This window comes from Achromobacter pestifer (assembly GCF_902859625.1).
GTDB lineage: Bacteria > Pseudomonadota > Gammaproteobacteria > Burkholderiales > Burkholderiaceae_B > Achromobacter > Achromobacter pestifer.
Map to the genome: position 1 here is coordinate 545,280 of NZ_CADIJX010000001.1, position 19,173 is coordinate 564,452.

18 protein-coding genes and 1 other annotated feature are annotated in these 19,173 nt (G+C 63.5%); of the genes, 6 read left to right on the forward strand and 12 right to left on the reverse strand.

Translation table 11 applies throughout. The annotated features are described in order from the left end of the window. Nucleotides 1-60 precede the first annotated feature (60 nt). Nucleotides 61-1,164, forward strand: coding sequence for a DUF748 domain-containing protein (locus HV753_RS02480; RefSeq protein ID WP_175172836.1), 1,104 nt, complete (start codon nucleotides 61-63; stop codon nucleotides 1,162-1,164). A gap of 6 nt (nucleotides 1,165-1,170) precedes the next feature. Here the strand turns inward: HV753_RS02480 and HV753_RS02485 are convergent, their stop codons facing one another. The 8 genes from HV753_RS02485 to HV753_RS02520 all read right to left on the reverse strand — a co-directional run bounded on the left by HV753_RS02485 (nucleotide 1,171) and on the right by HV753_RS02520 (nucleotide 10,626). Next, nucleotides 1,171-2,628 (reverse strand): SulP family inorganic anion transporter, encoded by a 1,458-nt coding sequence (locus HV753_RS02485; RefSeq protein WP_175172837.1) that lies wholly within the window; start codon nucleotides 2,626-2,628, stop codon nucleotides 1,171-1,173. 89 nt (nucleotides 2,629-2,717) lie between these two features. Then, nucleotides 2,718-2,770: a sequence feature (sul1 is cis-regulatory element that is thought to sense ions involved in sulfur or methionine metabolism; They are found in Alphaproteobacteria), on the reverse strand. Nucleotides 2,771-2,851: 81 nt separating this feature from the next. Next, nucleotides 2,852-4,987 (reverse strand): TonB-dependent receptor, encoded by a 2,136-nt coding sequence (locus HV753_RS02490; RefSeq protein ID WP_175172838.1) that lies wholly within the window; start codon nucleotides 4,985-4,987, stop codon nucleotides 2,852-2,854. Between the two features lie 48 nt (nucleotides 4,988-5,035). Continuing rightward, nucleotides 5,036-5,440 (reverse strand): DUF2946 family protein, encoded by a 405-nt coding sequence (locus tag HV753_RS02495; protein WP_175172839.1) that lies wholly within the window; start codon nucleotides 5,438-5,440, stop codon nucleotides 5,036-5,038. 45 nt (nucleotides 5,441-5,485) lie between these two features. Further along, entirely contained in the window at nucleotides 5,486-6,199 is a 714-nt protein-coding gene (locus tag HV753_RS02500) for an MgtC/SapB family protein (RefSeq protein WP_175172840.1), read from the reverse strand. 207 nt (nucleotides 6,200-6,406) lie between these two features. Further along, on the reverse strand, nucleotides 6,407-6,790 hold the full coding sequence (locus tag HV753_RS02505; protein ID WP_175172841.1) for a hypothetical protein: 384 nt from the start codon (nucleotides 6,788-6,790) through the stop codon (nucleotides 6,407-6,409). A gap of 344 nt (nucleotides 6,791-7,134) precedes the next feature. Continuing rightward, nucleotides 7,135-8,049 carry a c-type cytochrome gene (locus tag HV753_RS02510; RefSeq protein ID WP_175172842.1) on the reverse strand — a complete coding sequence of 305 codons (915 nt, stop codon included), beginning with the start codon at nucleotides 8,047-8,049 and terminating at the stop codon, nucleotides 7,135-7,137. Next, nucleotides 8,046-9,818 (reverse strand): GMC family oxidoreductase, encoded by a 1,773-nt coding sequence (locus tag HV753_RS02515; RefSeq protein ID WP_175172843.1) that lies wholly within the window; start codon nucleotides 9,816-9,818, stop codon nucleotides 8,046-8,048. The genes HV753_RS02510 and HV753_RS02515 overlap by 4 nt, the downstream gene beginning before the upstream one ends. Then, nucleotides 9,811-10,626 carry a gluconate 2-dehydrogenase subunit 3 family protein gene (locus HV753_RS02520; protein ID WP_175172844.1) on the reverse strand — a complete coding sequence of 272 codons (816 nt, stop codon included), beginning with the start codon at nucleotides 10,624-10,626 and terminating at the stop codon, nucleotides 9,811-9,813. Before HV753_RS02520 ends, HV753_RS02515 begins: the two co-directional genes overlap by 8 nt. Nucleotides 10,627-10,741: 115 nt before the next feature. Between HV753_RS02520 and HV753_RS02525 the strand changes: the two genes are divergently transcribed. The 4 genes from HV753_RS02525 to HV753_RS02540 all read left to right on the forward strand — a co-directional run bounded on the left by HV753_RS02525 (nucleotide 10,742) and on the right by HV753_RS02540 (nucleotide 15,328). Further along, nucleotides 10,742-11,134, forward strand: coding sequence for a hypothetical protein (locus HV753_RS02525; protein WP_175172845.1), 393 nt, complete (start codon nucleotides 10,742-10,744; stop codon nucleotides 11,132-11,134). Between the two features lie 362 nt (nucleotides 11,135-11,496). Next, nucleotides 11,497-13,074, forward strand: coding sequence for a TerC family protein (locus HV753_RS02530; RefSeq protein ID WP_175172846.1), 1,578 nt, complete (start codon nucleotides 11,497-11,499; stop codon nucleotides 13,072-13,074). 265 nt (nucleotides 13,075-13,339) lie between these two features. Further along, nucleotides 13,340-14,323: a DUF1254 domain-containing protein gene (locus tag HV753_RS02535; RefSeq protein ID WP_246288125.1), complete on the forward strand. Its 984-nt coding sequence runs from the start codon at nucleotides 13,340-13,342 to the stop codon at nucleotides 14,321-14,323. Between the two features lie 21 nt (nucleotides 14,324-14,344). Continuing rightward, on the forward strand, nucleotides 14,345-15,328 hold the full coding sequence (locus HV753_RS02540; protein ID WP_425485869.1) for a SphA family protein: 984 nt from the start codon (nucleotides 14,345-14,347) through the stop codon (nucleotides 15,326-15,328). 88 nt (nucleotides 15,329-15,416) lie between these two features. Here the strand turns inward: HV753_RS02540 and HV753_RS02545 are convergent, their stop codons facing one another. From HV753_RS02545 to HV753_RS02555, 3 genes are all read right to left on the reverse strand, one after another. Next, nucleotides 15,417-15,830 carry a hypothetical protein gene (locus tag HV753_RS02545; protein ID WP_175172847.1) on the reverse strand — a complete coding sequence of 138 codons (414 nt, stop codon included), beginning with the start codon at nucleotides 15,828-15,830 and terminating at the stop codon, nucleotides 15,417-15,419. Nucleotides 15,831-16,053: 223 nt separating this feature from the next. Then, the gene (locus HV753_RS02550; RefSeq protein ID WP_175172848.1) at nucleotides 16,054-16,674 is read right to left on the reverse strand and encodes an FMN-dependent NADH-azoreductase; all 621 of its coding nucleotides are present in this window, start codon (nucleotides 16,672-16,674) and stop codon (nucleotides 16,054-16,056) included. Beyond that, a complete protein-coding gene (locus HV753_RS02555; protein ID WP_175172849.1) occupies nucleotides 16,671-17,117 on the reverse strand; it encodes a GNAT family N-acetyltransferase in 447 nt (148 codons plus the stop codon). The genes HV753_RS02550 and HV753_RS02555 overlap by 4 nt, the downstream gene beginning before the upstream one ends. 96 nt (nucleotides 17,118-17,213) lie before the next feature. Between HV753_RS02555 and pdxR the strand changes: the two genes are divergently transcribed. Beyond that, nucleotides 17,214-18,656 (forward strand): MocR-like pyridoxine biosynthesis transcription factor PdxR, encoded by a 1,443-nt coding sequence (gene pdxR / locus HV753_RS02560; protein ID WP_175172850.1) that lies wholly within the window; start codon nucleotides 17,214-17,216, stop codon nucleotides 18,654-18,656. On the opposite strand, the gene HV753_RS02565 is transcribed toward pdxR, so the two are convergent. After that, on the reverse strand, nucleotides 18,653-19,132 hold the full coding sequence (locus HV753_RS02565) for a carboxymuconolactone decarboxylase family protein (protein ID WP_175172851.1): 480 nt from the start codon (nucleotides 19,130-19,132) through the stop codon (nucleotides 18,653-18,655). The two genes, pdxR and HV753_RS02565, sit on opposite strands and share 4 nt — an antisense overlap. Nucleotides 19,133-19,173: the final 41 nt, after the last annotated feature.

The following is a 19,173-nucleotide window of genomic DNA, read 5'->3' on the forward strand; positions in this document are numbered from 1 at the left end:
CTTGACCCTGCGCGCCGCGTAGGCTTTTTCAATTGTCGACCCCACAAACCAGGAACCGCAATGAGCTTGAACGCAGCCCCGTCGCGCCGCAGGTCGGTCTTGGGTACGACTCTGGCCGTTCTACTTGTTCTTGCCGCCTTGGCCGGGGTGTTGGCGTTCGCCGCCGTCCGTATCGCCGAACAACGGATTTCAAGCATGCTGGGGCCGCGCGGTCAGGTAGGCGACGTGAACGTGGGCTGGCGGCAGGTGGTGCTGACCGACGTGAAAGTGTCTGGCGCGTCGGGTCAGGCGGGCGCCAGCGCGAAGCGCGTGGTGCTGGAGCCAGAATGGTCGGCATTCCTGCACCATGAAGCCGTGTTCAATTCCGTTGTCGTTGAAGGCTTCGATTTTGCGGTGGTGCGTAGCGGTGATGGCGACATGCAGATTTCACCGGCCTTGCAAGCGGCACTCCGGACAGGAGACGGCAGCGACGGCAAGCCGCGGCGCAACATGCCGATCCGCATCGCCGAACTGGTCCTGCGCGACGGCCGCCTGGATTTCGAGGACGCCGTGGTGGCCAAGCCGCCGCACCGCATCCCCTTCAAGAACGTCCAGGCGCGGCTAAGCCCGGTGTCGGTGCCGGGAGACGGCGCGCATAGCGATATGGAATTCAGCGGCACGGTCGAAGACAACCGCAATGGGGAGTCCACCGTGCGAGCCCAGGGCTGGTTGCAAGTCGGCGGGACGGACGCCGATATGAAAGTGGCCGTGCGCAATATGGATATCCGGCACGCCGCGCCGTACCTGTCGGAAAAGGAAGCCAGTTCGCTGACGGGCGGTGCCATGGACCTGGACATGCATACCGTGATCGCCAAGCGTCAATTGCGGGCCTCGGGCACGGTCGCGCTGCGTGGGCTGGCATTCAGCGGCGACGGCAAACTGTTTTCGCTGCCGCGCAAAGCGGTGCTGGCGGCCATGAAAGACAAGACCGGCACCGTGCGTTTCGACTTCGTGTTGCAAGGCAGCCTGGACAACCCCAAGTTCTCGGTCACGCGCGGATTCGCGGCGCAAGTGGCGCAAGGCTTCGGCCACGCCATCGGCGTGGGTGCGGAAGGCGCGGCCGAAGGCGTGACCGGGGCCGTCAAGGAACTGGGCAACGCCTTGTCGGACCTGCTTAGTCCCTAGCCATTCCTAGTGTGCCGCGCCGGCGGCATGCTTGCCGATCAATGTGGCGCTGGCTTCGTTCAGGCCTGCGACGTCGACGGCCAGGCCGCGCCGCCGCAGTTTGGCAACCATCTTGTGCAGCGCATCGACCGCCGATATGTCCCAGAAATGCGCGTGAGACAGATCGATCACCACGGTCTGAACCTGCTCATGGAAATCAATGGCGGTGGCAAACCGTCCCGCCGAGGCGAAAAACACCTGGCCGGCATAGCGGTAGGTGCGCGTCGTGCCATCCTCGGACAGACTCGAGGTTACGCTCAGCAGGCCTTTCACCTTGCCAGCGAAGAACAGGCCGCTCAACAGCACGCCCGTCAACACGCCCCGGGCCAGATCGTGCGTCCAGACCACGACGATCACGGTGGCCAGCATCACCACGGACGATTGCCACGGGTGCGACCGCAGGTTGCCGAACGATTGCCAGCTGAATGTGCCAATCGACACCATGATCATGACCGCGACCAGCGCCGGCATGGGGATGCGGGCCACCAACGGCCCCAGCGCCACGATCAGGAACAGCAGGAAGGCGCCCGCCACGAAGGTGGACAGGCGCGTGCGGCCGCCGGACCTGACGTTGATGACCGATTGGCCGATCATCGCGCAGCCGCCCATCCCGCCCAGGAAGCCCGTGACGATGTTGGCGATGCCCTGGCCTTTGCATTCGCGGCGCTTGTCGCTGGAGGTGTCCGTCATGTCGTCGACGATCTGCGCCGTCATCATGGATTCCAACAGGCCCACCGCCGCCATGGTCAGCGAATACGGCAGGATGATGCGCAGCGTATCCAGCGTGAACGGCACGTCGGGGATCAGGAAGGACGGCAGGGCCGAGGGTAGCTTGCCCATGTCGCCCACCGTCGCCACGTCCAGGCCGCCATAGATGGACGCGGCCGTCATCGCGATGATTGCCACCAGCGGCGAAGGCACTACTGTAGTGACGCGCGGCAATAGGTAGATGATGGCCAAGGCGGCGGCGATCATGGCGTAGGTCATCCAGGTCACGCCCATCAGATGCGGCAACTGGGCCATGAAGATCAGGATGGCCAGAGCGTTGACGAAACCCGTGACGACCGACCGGGACACATACTGCATCAGCAGGTCCAGCCGCAGGAAACCCGCGGCGATCTGGAAGATCCCCATCAGGATGGATGCGGCAAACAGATAGCCGATGCCGTGGTCGCGCACCAGTGGCACCACCAGGACGGCGATGGCCGCGGTGGCCGCCGAAATCATGCCAGGACGGCCGCCAGTGAACGCGATGATCACCGCGATGGAGAATGAAGCATAGAGCCCCACGCTGGGGTCCACGCCTGCAATGATGGAAAAGCCGATGGCTTCGGGGATCAGCGCAAGCGCGACGAGCACGCCCGCAAGGATGTCAGCACGTGGATTGCTCATCCATTCGCGTTGAAGCTTGGAAAAGAAGGACATTGATTGGCTAACCTGAGGTCAGCAAGCGCCGGGCCTATTCCTGTCAGGAGGAAATGCGGAAGTACCGGTAAGAGCCCGGAATCGCTTGATGTTGTCCGGGGGATAGGCGCCCGGCCGAGCCACCCGGCATGCCGGGTCCAACTGGGATCGCAAGCTTGCGACCACCGCGTCCATTGCAGAAGCGGCGATCGCATTGTACATGCCGGGATGGTTCGTACGTCTTTCAGAAGCGGTAGTTGGCGCTCAGCTCCACCCGCCGGCCTTCGCCCAGCAGCCACTGCGTCTGGTTGTAGTAGGCGGTTTCGGCGTACTGGCGGTCGAACACGTTGAAGGCCCGTAGCGCCAGGCTCAGATCGCGCCGGGGCTCCCATTGCAGCGCAAGATTGGTCGTGGTGTAGCCCGCCATTTCAAGCCGGTTGGCGGCATCCGCATAGCGCTTGCCCACATAGCGCACGCCGGCGCTCGCCGTCCATGTCGGGGCGAACTTCCAGCTGACCCATGCGTTGGCCACGCGCTCGGGAACGTCGGTAGGAACATTGCCGTTGCGCGACACGGCCACACCGCCAACCGATTCCGTGAAATCGTCATAGCGCGCTCGCAGCGCGACGGCGTTCAGGTCCACCCGCCAGGTTGGCGTGAGCTCCACCCCCAACGTGGCCTCCAGGCCCCGCGAGGACTGTTCACCCACCTGAATGCGCAGCGCGGGATCGTTGGGATCGCGCGTGACCAAGTTGTTCTTGGTGATGTGATACGCCGCCAACGTCCATTGCCCCTTGTTGTCCCAGAACGTTTGCTTCACACCGATCTCGATCTGCTTGCCTTGAGAGAGCTCGTAGTCCTTGTTGGCAGGCGATAGCAGCAGAAGGCTGCCGATCGGGTCGGCGGCTTGAGCATATTGGCCGTAGACCGACAGGGTGGGCAGCACGTCGTAGACGGTGCCCAGGCGCCAGCCAATGTTGGTGTAGGTGTTGCGGAACGCTGTCTGGTCGGCCACCAGATCACGCCGCTTCAGGTCGATATGGTCATAGCGCAGGCCGCCCAGCACCGACCAGCGTGACGTCAGCATCAGGCGGTCCTCGGCGAACAGGGCGTATTGGCTGGCCGTGTTGCGGTAACGCGGCGTCGTGCCCGCCACATTGATGAAGCGCCCGTGGTCCACGTCGTACGGGTCCACCAGCGATGTGCCGGAATAGGGCGAGTTGTTCGTATGCTTGAGCGACGCGCGGTTCAGCTCGACACCCACGGCCACTTTGTTTGCCAGACCGAACAGGTGCCCGTCGAAGGCCGCGTCCGTCACCATGCCGGTCTGTTCCTGATCGTGGCCGATCTCGGTATAGCCGCTGCGCAGGATTTGGCCGGCGGGCGTCCAGGTGTAGTTTTCGGCGTCGCGGTAGTCGCGGTTGCTGCCAATGTAATAGAGGCGGCTGCGCACGGTGGTGGCCGCGTTTGGCGACCATTCGGCCTTCAGTTCGGTGCGGCTGTCGCGGTAAATGATCTTGCTGTCGGCCACGTTGTAATTCTGCTTGCGCAGGCCGTAATCCAGCGTGCCGTCGACGAGCGGGGTGCCGAAGTAGCGGGTGGGCTCTTGCCAGGCGTAGGCCTGCGTCAGCGTGATATTCAGTTCTGGCGACACGTCCAGCCGCAACGCCGCGGTCACGGCGGCATCGCGCGAGTCGCCCAGGCTGATGCCGGAGTCCGTATGGTTGCCGCTGACGTCCAGCCGATAGGACCATTTGTCATCCAGCGCGCCGCCGCTGCCGAAGCCGAAGCGTTGGGTGTCGTGCGTGCCGATGGTCGTCATCAGTTCGTTTTCGATGGGCCCGCGCGTGGGTTTCTTGGGGATCACGTTGACCACGCCGCCGATGGCGCCTTCGCCGTACAGCACGGAGGCCGGGCCGCGCAGCACTTCGATGCGATCCACAGCCCAAGGGTCGAAGATGAAGGTCTGGCCGACGCCGCCGTACTGGCGCACGCCGTCGTACAACTGCGCGACGGAGTTGGAATCGGTGAACCCGCGAGACGACAATGATGATCCGCCATTGCCGGGGTGGCGCATGGCGCTGATGCCAGCCGCCTGGGTAATGGCGTCGGTCACCGTCGTGGCGCCGCGTGCACGCAGCTGTTCGTTGCTGATGATGTCGATGCTGGCCGGCGTGTCGAAAGGCGTCAGACCCAGCAAGGTGCCGGTGGCCGCTTGCTCCAGCAAGGTGGGCGCGGGCGTGTCGCCAGAGACGGAAATGGCCGGCAATGTGGCGACGGGCGTGGTTTGCGCATGCAGCGCGGGCGTGAAGGCGAGCGCGGTCCAAATGGCCACGCGCCGCTTCAGGACGCGATGCGTCCTGGCGGAATAAGAAGACATGAGTGCTCTCGGTAAGCTAAGAGTTGCCGCGCCTGGGCGGCAGAGGATTTAGCGGGATACCGAGAGTGGGGGTGGGGCGCGGGCGCCTAACGGCGAGCCGGTGATCGAGGCATGGACAGGCCCGGGTGGCGCGCGGGCCGCCAGGGGGTGCGCCATGACCGCCAGTGCCGCCGACAGCAAGACGGGCGAAGGCGGCAACGCCACGGCGGCAAGCGCCATCCCGACGGGGCAGGTGGCTGCTTGCGCGGCGTGCCGTTCGTCTGGCGCATTGTCTTGCTTGGAAGGTCCGGACACCCAGATAGGGCCTGCCGCCGAGCACAGCTGGATCAGCGTGCCGCCCTGTTGCGTGGCAGGCATGAAGCCCTGCGGGACCATGGCCTTCAACACGAACAGCATCAACACCAGCCAAAGGCCGGCGTTGCCGCGATTCAGGAAGGACAGATAGGGGCGCATGGTCGGCGCCCATTCTAGATTGTTTCGCCGCTGCCGTCCCGGGCATCAGACGGTGCGGGCGGCCCAGAACGCCGTGCGCACGGCGGGCGACGCGGCGATGCTCGCCGTCACGCGGTCCAGGTCCAGTTCGTCAACCGAGGCTTCGCTGAGCGCGGCTTCGATCTCGACCTCGTTCTCGCCGAATTGGTCGATCTTCAGTTCCGACAGCGGCAGTTGTTCGGCGTCCAGGACGTCTTCCAGGACGGTCATGGCAGCCTGCCGGTGTTCTACGTTCGCGATGACATGAATCACGTTCGTGACTTCCGTGGTCTGCGAATCCAACGGTTGGCGGTTCACGTAGCTGACGACGGGGCGCAGCAAGGTGTTTGCCGCCAGCACGAAGGCCGTGGCGGCCACGGCTTCCAGCATCAGTGACGCGCCCGCGCAGGCGCCAATCGCGGCCGACCCCCACAAGGTGGCCGCGGTATTCAGGCCGCGGATGCTGCCGCCTTCGCGCATGATGGCCCCAGCGCCCAGAAAGCCCACGCCCGACACCACATAGGAAATGACGCGGGCGCCGCCGTCCGCGCCACCCACGCGGAACGCCATGTCCACGAAGATGGCGGCGCCCACGGCCACCAGCACATTGGTGCGCAGGCCGGCCGTGCGCTGCCGGAACTGTCGTTCAAAGCCAACGATCGAGCCCAGTACGAAAGCGGTCAACAGGCTGACCAATGTATTGGCCAGGGTCAGGAATTGGATGTTCTCGAAGTTCTTCATTGTTTTATCCCTCGTTCAGCTTATGGGGGCTGCTTGGGGCCGTGAGGGGCCCTTGGCCTGCCCAGGGCATCAGGGCAGGTGCCAGACCGAGGCCAGCACCAGGCCCACCCCGACCAGCCAGATCAGCGCCAGGACCAGCACGCGCGCCAGCAACAGGACTTTGTACGGATCTTTCATGACAGTCTCCTTGCCAGAGAGTCAGGAATATCAGGCAGGCAGCACGGCGATGGCCGCACCCGCTTCGCTTTCCCATTGGACGCGGCGCACATCCGGGCTTTGGCCCAAGCGCAGCGCTACCGCATTGAGCAGGTTGCGCAGATGGGGCGGGCAGTGCAACGTGACGACGGTGCAAGCCAATTGGTCGGATTCGACACGCGAAATGCGCACGGCGAGCACCCGCAGGTCCAGCGCCTGTAGTTCGTAATACAGCTGCTTGCGCAGTGCATTCAGCGTGGCGCTGACACTGACGATGGTGAATTGATAGACCGGCGTGGCCGGCGCGTGTGCGGGCAGGGCGCCCAGCACGGCAGAACCCTCGGCGCGAGCGTCATAGGCCCGATCCAGGAAGGGAAAGATTTTCTTGATGCGCATGTTCGTCTCCTTGACAGGGGAGTACGGTGGAAGGTCCACAGGCATGCGCCGCCTGACCGGCAAGACGCGCGCGCAACAAGGCCCGCGTATCGCGTCGGTAAAGCGCTAAAGGGAGAGGGGCGGAAAGCCCAAGTCCTGGCTGATCGCAGGACTCACGCGGAAAGAGGGTTCCGCGGATCCTGCGTCAAGCGGCGCGAGCAGTCGGTGTTCGACTACATCCGTCGTTGTCCACAGTGATCTCTAGGTGGTTGAAAGTGCCGCGAGTATAGCGCCGCACTAGGGTAAACACCAAGAAAAAAACCTCCTGTCCGGCGCGCGATGTTCCGAGCAGGACAGGAGGCGGGTCACTTTGGCTTGGGTGGCGGGCCGGCGTAATACAGCGCCAGCGCCTCGATCTCGCTGTCGGTCAGCCGTTGCGAGAACGCACGCATGACGCCCACGTCGTCGTTTTGGCGAGAGCCGTTGCGAAAGGCGTTCATCTGGTCCGTGAAGTACTCCTTGGATTGTCCCGCCAGTCTGGGCAGCAAGGGGCCTTCGCCCATGCCACGCAGGCCGTGGCAGTTCGCGCAGGCTGGCAGGGCGCGCGCGCCATCGCCTTGCAGGTCCAGCTTGCGCGCCGCTTCGCCGCCAAACTCCCCGACGTGCAAAGGCGGGCCGGCCAAGGTGCCGTAATAGGCCGCAACCTGGCCGATTTCTTGTTCCGTCAGTGCTCGCGCCACGGTGTTCATCAGCGGTTGCACCCGCGTTCCGCTGCGGAAGTCGGCCAGCTGCTTGGCCAGGTACTCGCGGCTTAGCCCGGCCAGGTTCGGAAAGATGCCGCCGGTAGGGGTGATGCCCGCCGGCCCATGGCAGGCAATACAGGCTTGCACGCCGGCGCCGGGTTTTCCATTGGCCGCCAATTGCTTGCCGGCCTCCGGATCGGCACCGCGCAGGAAGCCTTCCCAATCAGGACGTGATGCACTGAAATCCAACGCGCTTCGGCCCGGTACCGGAGCACTGGCGGCGGCGGCCGCCGTTGGGGCAGGCGCCGTGGCCGGCGTCGTGGCGGAAGAGGGCGCCGGCGCCGGCGGCTTGACGGCAGGCGCAGGAGCGGGCGCAGGAGCAGGGGTAGCGGCAGGCGGCGCGGTGACGGCACTTGCGCGGATCAAGCCGTCGCCGCCTGTGCCTATCATCTGGTGGGCCGTGGCGATCAGCGTGACAAGCGGCGGCGCGATGATGAGCAAGACCGCGATGGTGAGGCCTTTGCGATGTTCGATCATGATGACACCAGCCGCCCCGGCGAACGCAGATAGTCCGCCTTGATTTTCTCAACGATCCAGTAGGCGGTGGCGCCCACGGTGCCTGTCGGGTTGTAGCCCGAGTTCTGCGGGAACAGCGCCGCGCCTGTCACGAACACATTGGGGACATCCCAGCTTTGCCCATATCGGTTGACGACGCTGGTCTCTGGGTTGTCGCCCATGGCGGCGCCGCCCGTCAGGTGCGTGGACTGATACACGGTGGCCGAAAAAGGCCGTTTGCGCGGACCCGGCTCGGTTCGTGAAATGCCTTTCATCGCGCGTCCGATTTCGTCGCCCTTGGTCGTCAGGAAGGCCGACATGCGGATGTCGTTGTCCGGAAAATCGTAGGTGACACGCAGCAGCGGCAGGCCCCAGGCATCCTTGTAAGTGGGGTCCAGGCTCAGATAGCCGCCGCGCCAGGGCTGGGCGGAGCCGGTGATCGTGATGGACGCGGAATGGTTGTAGTAGCGCTTGACCGCCTTCTTCCAATCGCCCCCCCATGACGGGGTGCCCTTGGGCGTGGGGTGATAGCCGATGGGAGCCCCGCTGACCACCTGGATTTGCAGATAGCCGCCGCCCACGAAGCCCAGCGGGCCGTGGTCGAAATTGTCGGCACTGAAATCGTCCATCGTCACCGCGACGGCGCCGGCGCCCATGAAGGGGTTGATGTTGACGGACTCGTCGAAGAACAGGTTCACGCCCGAGGTCGTCTGGTGCGTGTAGTTGCGGCCCACGACACCGGTGTTCGTCACCGGGTCATAGGGCTTGCCGATACCCGAGAGCAGCAACAGGCGCACGTTGTTGATGCCAAAGGCGCACAGCACGACGATCTCGGCGGGTTGGAAGATCTCTTCGCCAGCGGCGTCCACGTAGGTCACGCCGCGAGCGCGCTTCTTGTCTGGCGTCAGCTCCACGCGCAGCACCTGGGCGCCAGTACGGATTTCAAAGTTATCCATCTTCATCGCGACGGGCAGGATACAGACCTGTGGCGATGCCTTGGCAAAGTGTTCGCAGCCGAAGTTGGAACAGAACCCGCAGTAGACGCAAGCGCTCATGTGCAGGCCTTCGGAATTCACGTAGGGCCGGGTACAGAGTGCGGACGGTTGCACATAGGGGTGATAGCCCAGTTTTCTTGCGGCCTCGCCAAACAGCGCGGGGGCATAGGGCACTTTCATGGGGGGATTGGGATAGGGCCGTGATCGCCAGGGTTCAAACGGGTTGCCGCCTTCCTGCTTTTCCCCCTTGAGGTTGCCCGCCTGTCCGGAGGCGCCGATCAGATAGTCGTATCGATCGAAGTAGGGCTCCAGTTCGTCGTATGTCAGCGGCCAGTCCTGACAGGTCAGTTCCTTGTCGAAGATGCCGGCCCCATAGCGTTCGGTGTAGTGGCTGCGGATGCGGAAGTCCGTAGGGTCGAACCGGTAATACGCGCCGGACCAGTGGTTGCCTGCGCCGCCCAGGTGCGTGCCGGGGTACGCGAACTGCCAGCGGCGCATGGGCAGCGCCTTCTGGTCGGTGCTGTTGCGGAACGTGAAGGTCTCGGTGGCGGCATCCTGATGCAGCTCGTGGCGCCGTGTGTACTTCAGTTCGTCATGGACGTTCGGTCCTTGGAAGTCGGGCGAAGGCCAGCGGGCCTGGCCCCGTTCCAGCACGACCACGCGCTGTTTGGCGGCGGCCAGTTCCTTGCCGATGATGGATCCCGTCCAGCCGCCGCCGATGATCGCCACGTCCACCGCGGGTAAGGTCTTAGCCATGCGAGTCTCCCGGCTTCATCGCGTGTCCCACGGCATTGGCGATGGATACCGGCTTGCCGGCCCAGATGACGCCGTGCCGTTCGATGTCGTTTGAAAACGAAGCAAACGCGCCAGGGAATCCCACCAGTTTCCAGCCCACCATGTCGGCGTTGCCGCCGTATAGCGGGTCGGAAAAGAAACCTTCGATGGTGGCATCCAGCAATGCCTGGAAGAAGACGTCGGATGGCAACGGCGAGAAATCCGGTTTGCCAGCCTGCAAATCGTGCAGCCAGGCGTCCTGTCTGGCTGCATCCAATTCCGCAAAGGGGCGGCCGTCTTGCTTGCGCGTTGCTGCGTCCAGGGCGGCAAGTCCGCGCCGGATCATTTCAGCGGGGGTGAATGACAGTTGGTAGCCCTGTTCCGGTGTGCCTTTCTCGAATGGGCCTTGCCGGTAGAACTGGCTGCCGGCGCCCCAGGCGCCAGCCAACTGCCCATCGAGAAACCGGGTGACGCCGGCCTCTTTTGCACCTGGCCCCAATTCGTCGGCGGGGATGAGGCGGGAGGCAATCGCATCCATCGCGAGCGCTTCCTGGGCATTGAAGAATTGAAGCGCGCGGTTCAAGGGTGGGGCCGCGGCGTGTGGCATGTCGCCTTGAGCCTGGCCGGCGGCGGCAGGGGCGTCGGCGGGCGCACTACGTGCCTTCACGGCCCACGCCGCGCCGGGCACCCCGACGGCCAGCGCCTTGAGCAATCCGCGCCTGCCGGCGACAGGCGGATCATCCGTGCGTTGAGGGTCCGGCGAAAGATCGTCCGAGGGTTGATCGTCCATGCATCACTCCAGCATTGGGGCAGGCACGTAACTTGCCCCTGGGTGAAAGAGATCCCGCACCAACTCGTTATCTGTCGGCGCTTAGTTTGTCACTGTTTTTGATTTGGAGACAACCATGAAAAGCCACAAACTGCTACTGCTGTCCGCCTTCCTGGCGATCCTTCCCTGGCACGCGGCCGGGGCGCAGACCGCGCAAGCGGCCTTGGTGGCCCAGGCCGCGGCGCCATCGCAGCCGATGCCGACTGCCGATGAGAAGACGGCGCCCGCCAACGCCATTGGCAAGCCCGTCCCCGGCGCTCGAACCACGGATGGGAAAAAAATGCCATCGATTGAAGAAAATGACACCAAGTCCAAGGCGGGATCCACGCCCAGGCAAAAAGACCCCGGTGCGGACACGCGCGGCGGGCAGCAGGGCACGCCTGCCGGCAAGACGGGAGCACCGGACAACGCCGGCATGCCGGGCTCGGGCGCATCCTCGGGTTCGGGTGGCTCTGCGGACCCGCGTTAGCCGCCTTGGCGCGGCCGCGACTTGCCTTCTTGCGGGATTCCGGTAGGATTCAGGTTCCTGTAAGAACGAGAGCACGGCGGTTTTTACGCGCTATAACTGTCTACCGGCAGTCTGCGAACTCCGCCCACCATGACCGAAGACCCCCCTCCTAGTAGGGCGCCACGGCGCCCAGCATTCCTTCCTGTTTCCTCCACGGCCTCCGGCTTCCGGCGTGCCGATCTGGCCCGCGCCATCGCTGCCACGCCTCAAGTGGCATGCCGAGCACCGCCCGCGGCCGCCCATCTTCCCTCGCTTGATCACGCTTCCCCCTTTCAGCAAGGCGGCGCTTTCGTGCGCGCTCGCCCGTTTTTCGTGGATTAACGATGATTTTCGACTGGATGAACGACCCCACCGCTTGGCTTGGCCTGGCGACGCTGGTCATTCTTGAAATTGTTCTGGGCATCGACAACCTGGTGTTCATCGCCATTCTTGCCGACAAGCTCCCTCCGGCGCAGCGCAACCGCGCGCGCCTGATCGGCCTGAGCCTGGCGCTGATCATGCGGCTGGGGCTGCTGGCGAGTATTGCCTGGGTCGTCACGTTGACGGCGCCCTTGTTCACGGTGTGGGGGGCCGAAATCTCCGGCCGCGACCTGATCCTGATCCTGGGCGGTTTGTTCCTGCTCTTCAAGGGCACCATGGAGCTCCATGAACGGGTGGAAGGCAGCGCCGGCCATGACTCCGGTCAGAAACCCCAGCATGCGGTGTTCTGGCAGGTGATCTTGCAGATCGTGGTGCTGGACGCCGTGTTCTCGCTGGACTCCGTCATCACTGCGGTGGGCATGGTGCAGGACCTGAGCATCATGATGATCGCTGTCGTGGTGGCGATGGCCGTCATGATGGTGGCCAGCCGCCCGCTGATGGCGTTCGTCGGCCGTCACCCCACGGTGGTGATCTTGTGCCTGGGACTGTTGCTGATGATCGGCTTCAGCCTGGTGGCTGAAGGCCTGGGCTTCCATGTGCCCAAGGGCTATCTGTACGCCGCCATCGGTTTCTCGATCTTGATCGAGCTGTGCAATCAGTTGGCTCGTCGCAACCGTGCCAAGGGCACGCATGCGCTGGGCCGGCGCCAACGCACGGCGCGGGCGGTCCTGCGGCTGCTGCGTGCCGGGCGGGCTGGTCAGCCCGGCCATCAGGCCGATGAAGTCGTGGCGTTGGTTGACAGCGCGGGTGACGAACCGGCCTTTGCTCCAGAAGAAAGCTCGATGATCGAGCGCGTGTTGTCGGTTGGCGCGCACGACGTGCGCTCCATCATGGTGCCGCGCGGCGACATGACGTGGCTGGATGTGTCCGACACGCCCGATATCGTCGTGCGCAAGTTCGCCACCGGCCATTCGCGCTTGCCTCTGTGCGCGGGCGATGCGTCCAATATCCTGGGCGTGCTGCATTTCAAGGACGTGCTGCCGCTGTTGCAGAACCCCGGCCCCATTGACCTGGTGGAGCTGGCCCGCGAACCGCGTTACGTCATGGAGACGACACCGGTGTTGAAGGTGCTGGAGGAACTGCGCGCATCCCGCGATCACATGCTGATTGTCGTGGATGAGCATGGCGTCTGCGAAGGACTGGTCACGCCGATGGATGTCCTGACCGCGGTGGCCGGTGATTTGCCGGAGCATAGCGAAGAACAAGCTGAAGCATTGCAGTTGTCGGACGGTTCATGGTTGCTGGAAGGCCGGTTGTCGGTGGGCGAGGCCGCCCGGCTGCTGAATGCGCCTTCCTTGGCGGACGATTATCCGGACGCCACCCTTGCAGGTTGCCTGTTGCGGGCAACGGGCCGGATACCGGATGCAGGCGACACCGTGACCTTGCATGACTGGAGTTTTGAAGTCACGCGCCGGGATGGTCTGCGCATTCATCAGGTGCATGCGCGCCCGCCTGAATCACTCATTCCGACATCTGCCTGAACGCATCGAAAGCAGTAGGCACAGCGGGGACACCGGTTTGGTGTCCCCGCTGTTTTTCCGCAACGGGCAACCGCGCAGTTTGATGTGCGGACAGAGGAGAAACCCGGGGCAGTCCTGCCTTGAGGCGGTACTTGGGGAAAGCAAAACTCTGTGAGAATATTGCGAAGGTTGAATCTTCCTTAGTACGTATATTCATCATCAAGAATAGATTCCTTGCACTACCGCATGTCTTTGCAATTTGTGAATCCCGAGTGGAGAGCAGCGCATGGACGGTTTGAGGGCCGCATCGCAAGAATCGGGCAAGGAATGGATGACGACATGGCTGGCCTTGGCCATTGTTGCCGTGACGGTATTGACGGGTTGTGCCAGCAAGCCCGCGCCGATCCAGGACGAATCATTGCGCCGCACGGCCAAGGAGGCATATCTCTATGCCTACCCCATGCTCAACAACTACAAGACCATGTATGAGCAGGCGATCAATCCTGACGGCAAAGCGTATGTCGGCGGTTTTGGCAAGTTCCGCCATGACGCGCCGCCTTACCCGCCGGAAAATCGCGAAATCGTCACGCCCAACAATGCCACTGCCGACTCATGGGCTTGGTTGGACCTATGGGCGCAGCCCTGGGTGCTGAGCCTGCCGGCCACGCCGAAAGACCGCTACAACGTTTTCCAGATGGTGGATCTGTACACCCACAGCTTCGCCTGTGCGGGGGTACGGGCGACCGGCTTTGCGGCGGGGAACTATCTGATCGCGGGACCGCGTTGGACCGGGGACAAACCCAAGGGCATCACCAAGGTGTTTCGATCCGAAACGGACTTCGTTGGGATCCTGGGCCGTACCCGCCTGAAGGGGCCGTCGGATGCCAAGAACGTGCAGGCCTTGCAGGCGAAATACCAGCTGCGTCCATTGAACGAGTTCCTGCACCAGCCGGCGCCCGCGGCATCGCCTGGCGTGGAGTGGTTGCCGTGGGACGAACAGCGGGCGACGTCCGTGGACTTCATTGCCTATCTGAACCAGTTGCTGGCCTTCACGCAGCCGCAGCGGGCGGCTGAACAAGACAGGATGCGGCGCTTCGCCTTGATCGGCATCGGGCCGGGCAAACCTTTCGACGCCGCCACGTTGGACCCCATCACGCGCGACGCGATCGAACAAGGCGTGGCCGACGGCAAGGCGGCATTGTTGCAAGCCGAGAAGCAGACGCGCTCATCCATCGGGCTGTTCGGGTCACGGGCCGAGTTGGCGCCCTGAGGCAAACGAGAGAGGAAGGCAATGATGCGGAAATGCACACGCCGGATCGTCTGGCGCAACGCGATGGCGCCATGGCTTGCAATGGCCGCGCTGGCTGGGCCTTCGGTGTCGATGGCAACCGAAGGCGCCCTGGGCCGCCAGATCACGGGGACCAACGTACAACCGAATGCGGGCATTGTGTCGCCAGAACCGATCTGGGCCGTGAATTTCGCCCAGATCTATCTGGACGGCAACATTGGCGGCGGCCGCGAAGTACCGGTGGGAGGACGAACGTCGCTTGGGCTGAACGGCAAGGTGGCGTTCACGCTGGCGACCGTCCTGAAAACGTGGGATACCGGTCCAGGGCGCTGGAATTTCGCGTCCAGTTTCACATTGCCCTATGTCTGGACCAAGGTTGATTCCAAACTGACCGGTCCCGGGGGGCGGGTAACGGGCCAAAGCGATACGGCGTCGAACCTGTTTGATCTGTATTTTTCGCCCATCATCGCTGGCTATCATTTTTCCGAAACGTCACATATGGCGCTCAGCCTGAATATCTGGGCTCCCACCGGCAAGTACAACGCCGACGACATGGCCAACCCCAGCCTCAACAACTGGACCTTCATTCCGCAGGTGGCCTATACCAAGATTTTCCCGGAGTCCGGCTTTCAGCTGGATACCGTCGCAGGGGTGCAGTTCTACACCCGCAACAGCGCCACGGAATATCGAAACGCACCGATTTTCAGCCTGGACGTGATGGGCCGCAAGACGTTCAGCAATGGTGTCAGCGCCGGTTTGATCCTTGGCACCATCCAGCAATTGGGTAGCGACAAGGGGCCAACGGCTGACCGCTTGAACGGCTTCAAAGGGCGTGACTGGGCATTCGGTCCCATCGTGACGTACGACACGAAGCTGGCGGACAAGCGTTCCTTGTCGCTCAGCTTGCGTTGGGTGCCGACTGTCAGCAGCACCAACAGGCTCGACAGCTCCAGCACGTTCATGGGTACCGCTACGCTCGTTTTCTGAGTTGGGCGACGCCCAGGGACCAAGCCTGGCACGCAATGATGGTGGCAACGCTTACTGCCGATGATTCATGGGCGCAGCGCAATGGCAGTCAACTGCACACTCGCCGCCAGGGCGCGATACCGCGAGGCGGGCAGTAGCCCGCGCATGGCGTGGCGATCGAGACGCCGCTCTGGCAGCGCAATTCAGGCGCTTTGTCACCATAGGGCACCGTGCCCTGGCAATCGCAACTGGCCAGCCCCGCACCCGATGGCAGCTTCTTGATGGCGGGCGTCGCATCCAGGGCGGACGCCGCCGCGGTGTCATCACTATCATCGCTATCGATGACAGCCTGCACTTTCGCCTGGGGCATGGCGCAGGCCCTGGCAATGGCTTTCACCGATTTTCCTTCATCCGACATCGACCGTATTTTCTTATCCGTGCAGGCGGCAACGGCGCTGCCGGAATACGCGGCAAATAGCACGAACAGCAGCATTGCCGGAAGCACAACCCGATACAGGATCATCACGTGTCTCCAGCATATCGATGGGGTTGGGGAGTACGCCATCAGTGTGATGGCGCCGACTTTTGCGACTTAGCGTAGTGCGCCGATTTCCGCAGTGTCAATGCAATACGCTTGAATTATCAGGCCGACGGCGGCTTAGTCTCCGTCGGCCGTTCGGACGTGCCCGAAATGCCCGGTAAGCCTGAAAGGATCAGGATTTACCAACCGCGATGACCCGACCTGGCTATGCCGTCCATGACGGATGCGCCGCGATGGCGGCTTCGGCCCGGGCTCGCGCCGCTTGCAGCGCGGGCTCGCCGCGCGCGGTGCCTTCCACTGAGAAATACGTCACGCGCTTCAAGCCGATCGTGCCCAACACGTGGGTCAGGTAGGGCGTCAGGAAATCAGGCTGGCGGGCCGCATCGCCCGAAAACTCACCGCCGGATGAAATGGCCACATACACCGGCCGGTCGGGCAGGTTGCCGATCTTGCCTTCGGCCGTGATGCGGAAGGTGCTGCGCACCCGCACCACATGATCGATCCAGACCTTCAATGACGACGGCACCGTGAAATTGTGCATCGGTGTCGCAATGACGATCTGCGTCGCGTCCTGCAAAGCCTGGATCAACTGGGCGGATAGTTGCAGCGCGCCGCGTCCCAATACGTCTTCGGCCGGGTCGACGGGTGCGCTCAGCGCGGCGGCGTAGTCATGGTCGACATGGGGCAGGGCGGTAGCGTCGAGTTCAATGATCGCGGGCGCCTGGGGGCCGGCGGCGGCGATCAGGCGGTCAATGATGCGTTGCGACAGGCGGTGGCTTTCCGAGTGTTGGCCGCGCGGGCTGCAAGTGATGTGAAGAATACTCATGCGACAGGGGCTTCCAGGGGCTTGCTGAAACGGATGGCGCTGGTCAACAGGCCTTGGCGAAAATAGAAATACTGGGCCAGCGAATTGGCCAGGCCCGTGTCCAGCACGAATTTAGCGCAGCCGGCCTCGCGGGCAATGCCGTCCAACGCCTGCATCAAGCGGCTCCCCCAACGGCCGCCACGGCGGGTGCTATCCACCACCAGGTCATCCACGTACATGAAGCGGCCATAAATCAGGTTCTCTTGATAGCGGTAGCCGGCCAATCCCACGACCTGGCCGGCGTCGAAGGCAGCCAGCAGGTGATAGCTTTCCGAGCGCATGCGGGTGATGCGCGCGACAAAATCATCGCCATCGGCAAGATGGGGCCGTAGTTCCCGCATCAGCGGCAGGCAGGCGCGCAGGTCGTCGTCGGTGTCGATATGTTTTAAAGCGGAGTCTGTCATGGAGCGATTCTTGACGGTTTAGGGAAGAACAAGACACCATCGTAGAAAGACCATGACATAATTTGAAGGGCCATAAATTGCACTTTGGACTATGCCATGACTGATCGCCGCCCACAGGACGGGCTGCCGCCGCTTGCTCCCAATAGCGCGGACCCGCTCTACCGCCAGATCTACGACCGGTTTCGCAGCGCGATCGCGCAAGGCACCTTGGCGCCGGGCGACCGTATTCCGTCGGCGCGGGCGCTGGCCAAGGAAATGGGCGTGGCGCGCGGCACGATCGAAGTGGCGTATTCGCTGTTGGGGACTGAAGGCTATATCCAGACGCGCGGGCAGGCCGGCACGATTGTCGCGCCGGATCTACAACCGCAGGCGCCGGTGGCCGCCGTCGTGACGCCGCGCGAAATGCCGGACGATGAACATGGCTGGCATCGTCCGGCTACGATCCTGCCGTTTCAGATGGGGCTGCCGGCGCTGGACGAATTCCCGCGCAAATTGTGGGCCCGGCTGGGCGCCCGGCAATTGCGCAGCGTGCAAGCGCCGGATCTGTCCTATCCCCCGTCCAACGGCTTGATGGGATTGCGCATCTCGGTGGCGGCCTATCTGCAAGTGGCGCGCGGCATCCATTGCCAGCCGTCGCAGGTGTTCATCACCTCGGGCTACAACCATACGATGCAGTTGATCATGCAGGCGCTGCTAGAGCCCGGTGACCCGGTGTGGGTGGAAGACCCGGGCTATCCGCCGACACGCGCGTTGCTGGCGCAGGCCCGCATGCAGGCGGTTGCCGTACCGGTGGACGCGGACGGACTGATCGTCAGCGAAGGCATCACGCGATGCGTCGGAGCCAAGGCGGCCGTGGTCACCCCGGCGCATCAAAGTCCGCTGTCCATGTCGCTGTCGTTGCCCAGGCGGCAAGCTTTGCTGGAATGGGCGGAACGCCAGCAGGCCTGGGTTGTGGAGGATGATTACGACGGTGAATATCGCTATGTCGGCCGTCCCTTGCCGGCGTTGAAAAGCCTGGATGCGCAGGGGCGGGTGCTGTATGCCGGGTCGTTCAGCAAGGTGCTGTTTCCCGGGATGCGGCTGGCGTATCTGGTGGTGCCCGAGGCGAAAGTGGCGCGTTTTGATCGCATTTGCAGATTGTTGTCGGGCACCGCGCCGGGGTTGACCCAGTCCATCCTGGCCGCCTTCATCACCGAGGGGCATTTTGGGCGGCACATCCAACGCATGCGGCGTCTGTACAGTGAACGCCGCCGTGCCACGGCGGCGGGCCTGAGCGCCGCGCTAGGTCCGCGCATGCCGATCGATCCGCAGCCAGGCGGCATGCATTTGCTGGCACGCATGGAAGGCAGGCTGACGGATCAGCCGCTGGCCGCCCGGATGCTGACGCAGGGCCTGTACGCGCACCCGCTGTCGCGCTGGTCGTCCCTGCCGGATCCGCAATCAGGCCTGTTGCTCAGCTTCACCAACATTGCCTCCGAAGCGCAGGCCCACGAATTGGGCCTGCGGATCAAGGCGCTGATGTCAGAGACGACGACCTAGCTCAGTCCGGCTTTGTCCAAGCCGAAAGCGGTGTCGGCGGAACCCGGTACCGCCCGGAAAGCGATATTCAAACGGTTCCAGCCATTGATGGCGACCACCCGGAATGTCAGGTCCGATATTTCGGATTCGGACAATTGTTCACGCACGTGCTCGTACACCTCGTCGGACACCCCGTGCGGGGGCAGGGTGGTCAGGGCTTCGGTCCAGGCCAGCGCGGCGCGTTCGCGTGGCGAGAACAGGGTGGATTCGCGCCAGATGGCAATGTGGTGCAGGCGGAGCTCGCGTTCGCCGTGAAGCTTGGCTTGCTTGACGTGCATGTCCAGGCAGAAGCCGCAGCCGTTGATCTGGGATGCTCGAATGTCGACGAGATCGCCGAACTCCTCGATCACCGGCACTTTTTTCATTGCGGCACTGAAGTCCATGTACTTCTTGGACAACTCGGCGGACACCTGGAAGTAATTCAATCGCTGGCTCATTTGCCTACCTATCTGAGGGGCTGTTTTCGAGTGGGGATCAT

Excerpts from the sequence above, each read along its gene's own strand:
- HV753_RS02510 (WP_175172842.1), bottom strand. The coding sequence starts at position 8,049 with ATGATCGAACATCGCAAAGGCCTCACCATCGCGGTCTTGCTCATCATC.
- HV753_RS02540 (WP_425485869.1), top strand. The coding sequence starts at position 14,345 with ATGATGCGGAAATGCACACGCCGGATCGTCTGGCGCAACGCGATGGCG.
- HV753_RS02490 (WP_175172838.1), bottom strand. The coding sequence starts at position 4,987 with ATGTCTTCTTATTCCGCCAGGACGCATCGCGTCCTGAAGCGGCGCGTG.
- pdxR (WP_175172850.1), top strand. The coding sequence starts at position 17,214 with ATGACTGATCGCCGCCCACAGGACGGGCTGCCGCCGCTTGCTCCCAAT.
- HV753_RS02550 (WP_175172848.1), bottom strand. The coding sequence starts at position 16,674 with ATGAGTATTCTTCACATCACTTGCAGCCCGCGCGGCCAACACTCGGAA.
- HV753_RS02565 (WP_175172851.1), bottom strand. The coding sequence starts at position 19,132 with ATGAGCCAGCGATTGAATTACTTCCAGGTGTCCGCCGAGTTGTCCAAG.
- HV753_RS02500 (WP_175172840.1), bottom strand. The coding sequence starts at position 6,199 with ATGAAGAACTTCGAGAACATCCAATTCCTGACCCTGGCCAATACATTG.
- HV753_RS02505 (WP_175172841.1), bottom strand. The coding sequence starts at position 6,790 with ATGCGCATCAAGAAAATCTTTCCCTTCCTGGATCGGGCCTATGACGCT.
- HV753_RS02555 (WP_175172849.1), bottom strand. The coding sequence starts at position 17,117 with ATGACAGACTCCGCTTTAAAACATATCGACACCGACGACGACCTGCGC.
- HV753_RS02530 (WP_175172846.1), top strand. The coding sequence starts at position 11,497 with ATGATTTTCGACTGGATGAACGACCCCACCGCTTGGCTTGGCCTGGCG.
- HV753_RS02535 (WP_246288125.1), top strand. The coding sequence starts at position 13,340 with ATGGACGGTTTGAGGGCCGCATCGCAAGAATCGGGCAAGGAATGGATG.
- HV753_RS02515 (WP_175172843.1), bottom strand. The coding sequence starts at position 9,818 with ATGGCTAAGACCTTACCCGCGGTGGACGTGGCGATCATCGGCGGCGGC.
- HV753_RS02525 (WP_175172845.1), top strand. The coding sequence starts at position 10,742 with ATGAAAAGCCACAAACTGCTACTGCTGTCCGCCTTCCTGGCGATCCTT.
- HV753_RS02495 (WP_175172839.1), bottom strand. The coding sequence starts at position 5,440 with ATGCGCCCCTATCTGTCCTTCCTGAATCGCGGCAACGCCGGCCTTTGG.
- HV753_RS02520 (WP_175172844.1), bottom strand. The coding sequence starts at position 10,626 with ATGGACGATCAACCCTCGGACGATCTTTCGCCGGACCCTCAACGCACG.
- HV753_RS02485 (WP_175172837.1), bottom strand. The coding sequence starts at position 2,628 with ATGTCCTTCTTTTCCAAGCTTCAACGCGAATGGATGAGCAATCCACGT.
- HV753_RS02545 (WP_175172847.1), bottom strand. The coding sequence starts at position 15,830 with ATGATCCTGTATCGGGTTGTGCTTCCGGCAATGCTGCTGTTCGTGCTA.
- HV753_RS02480 (WP_175172836.1), top strand. The coding sequence starts at position 61 with ATGAGCTTGAACGCAGCCCCGTCGCGCCGCAGGTCGGTCTTGGGTACG.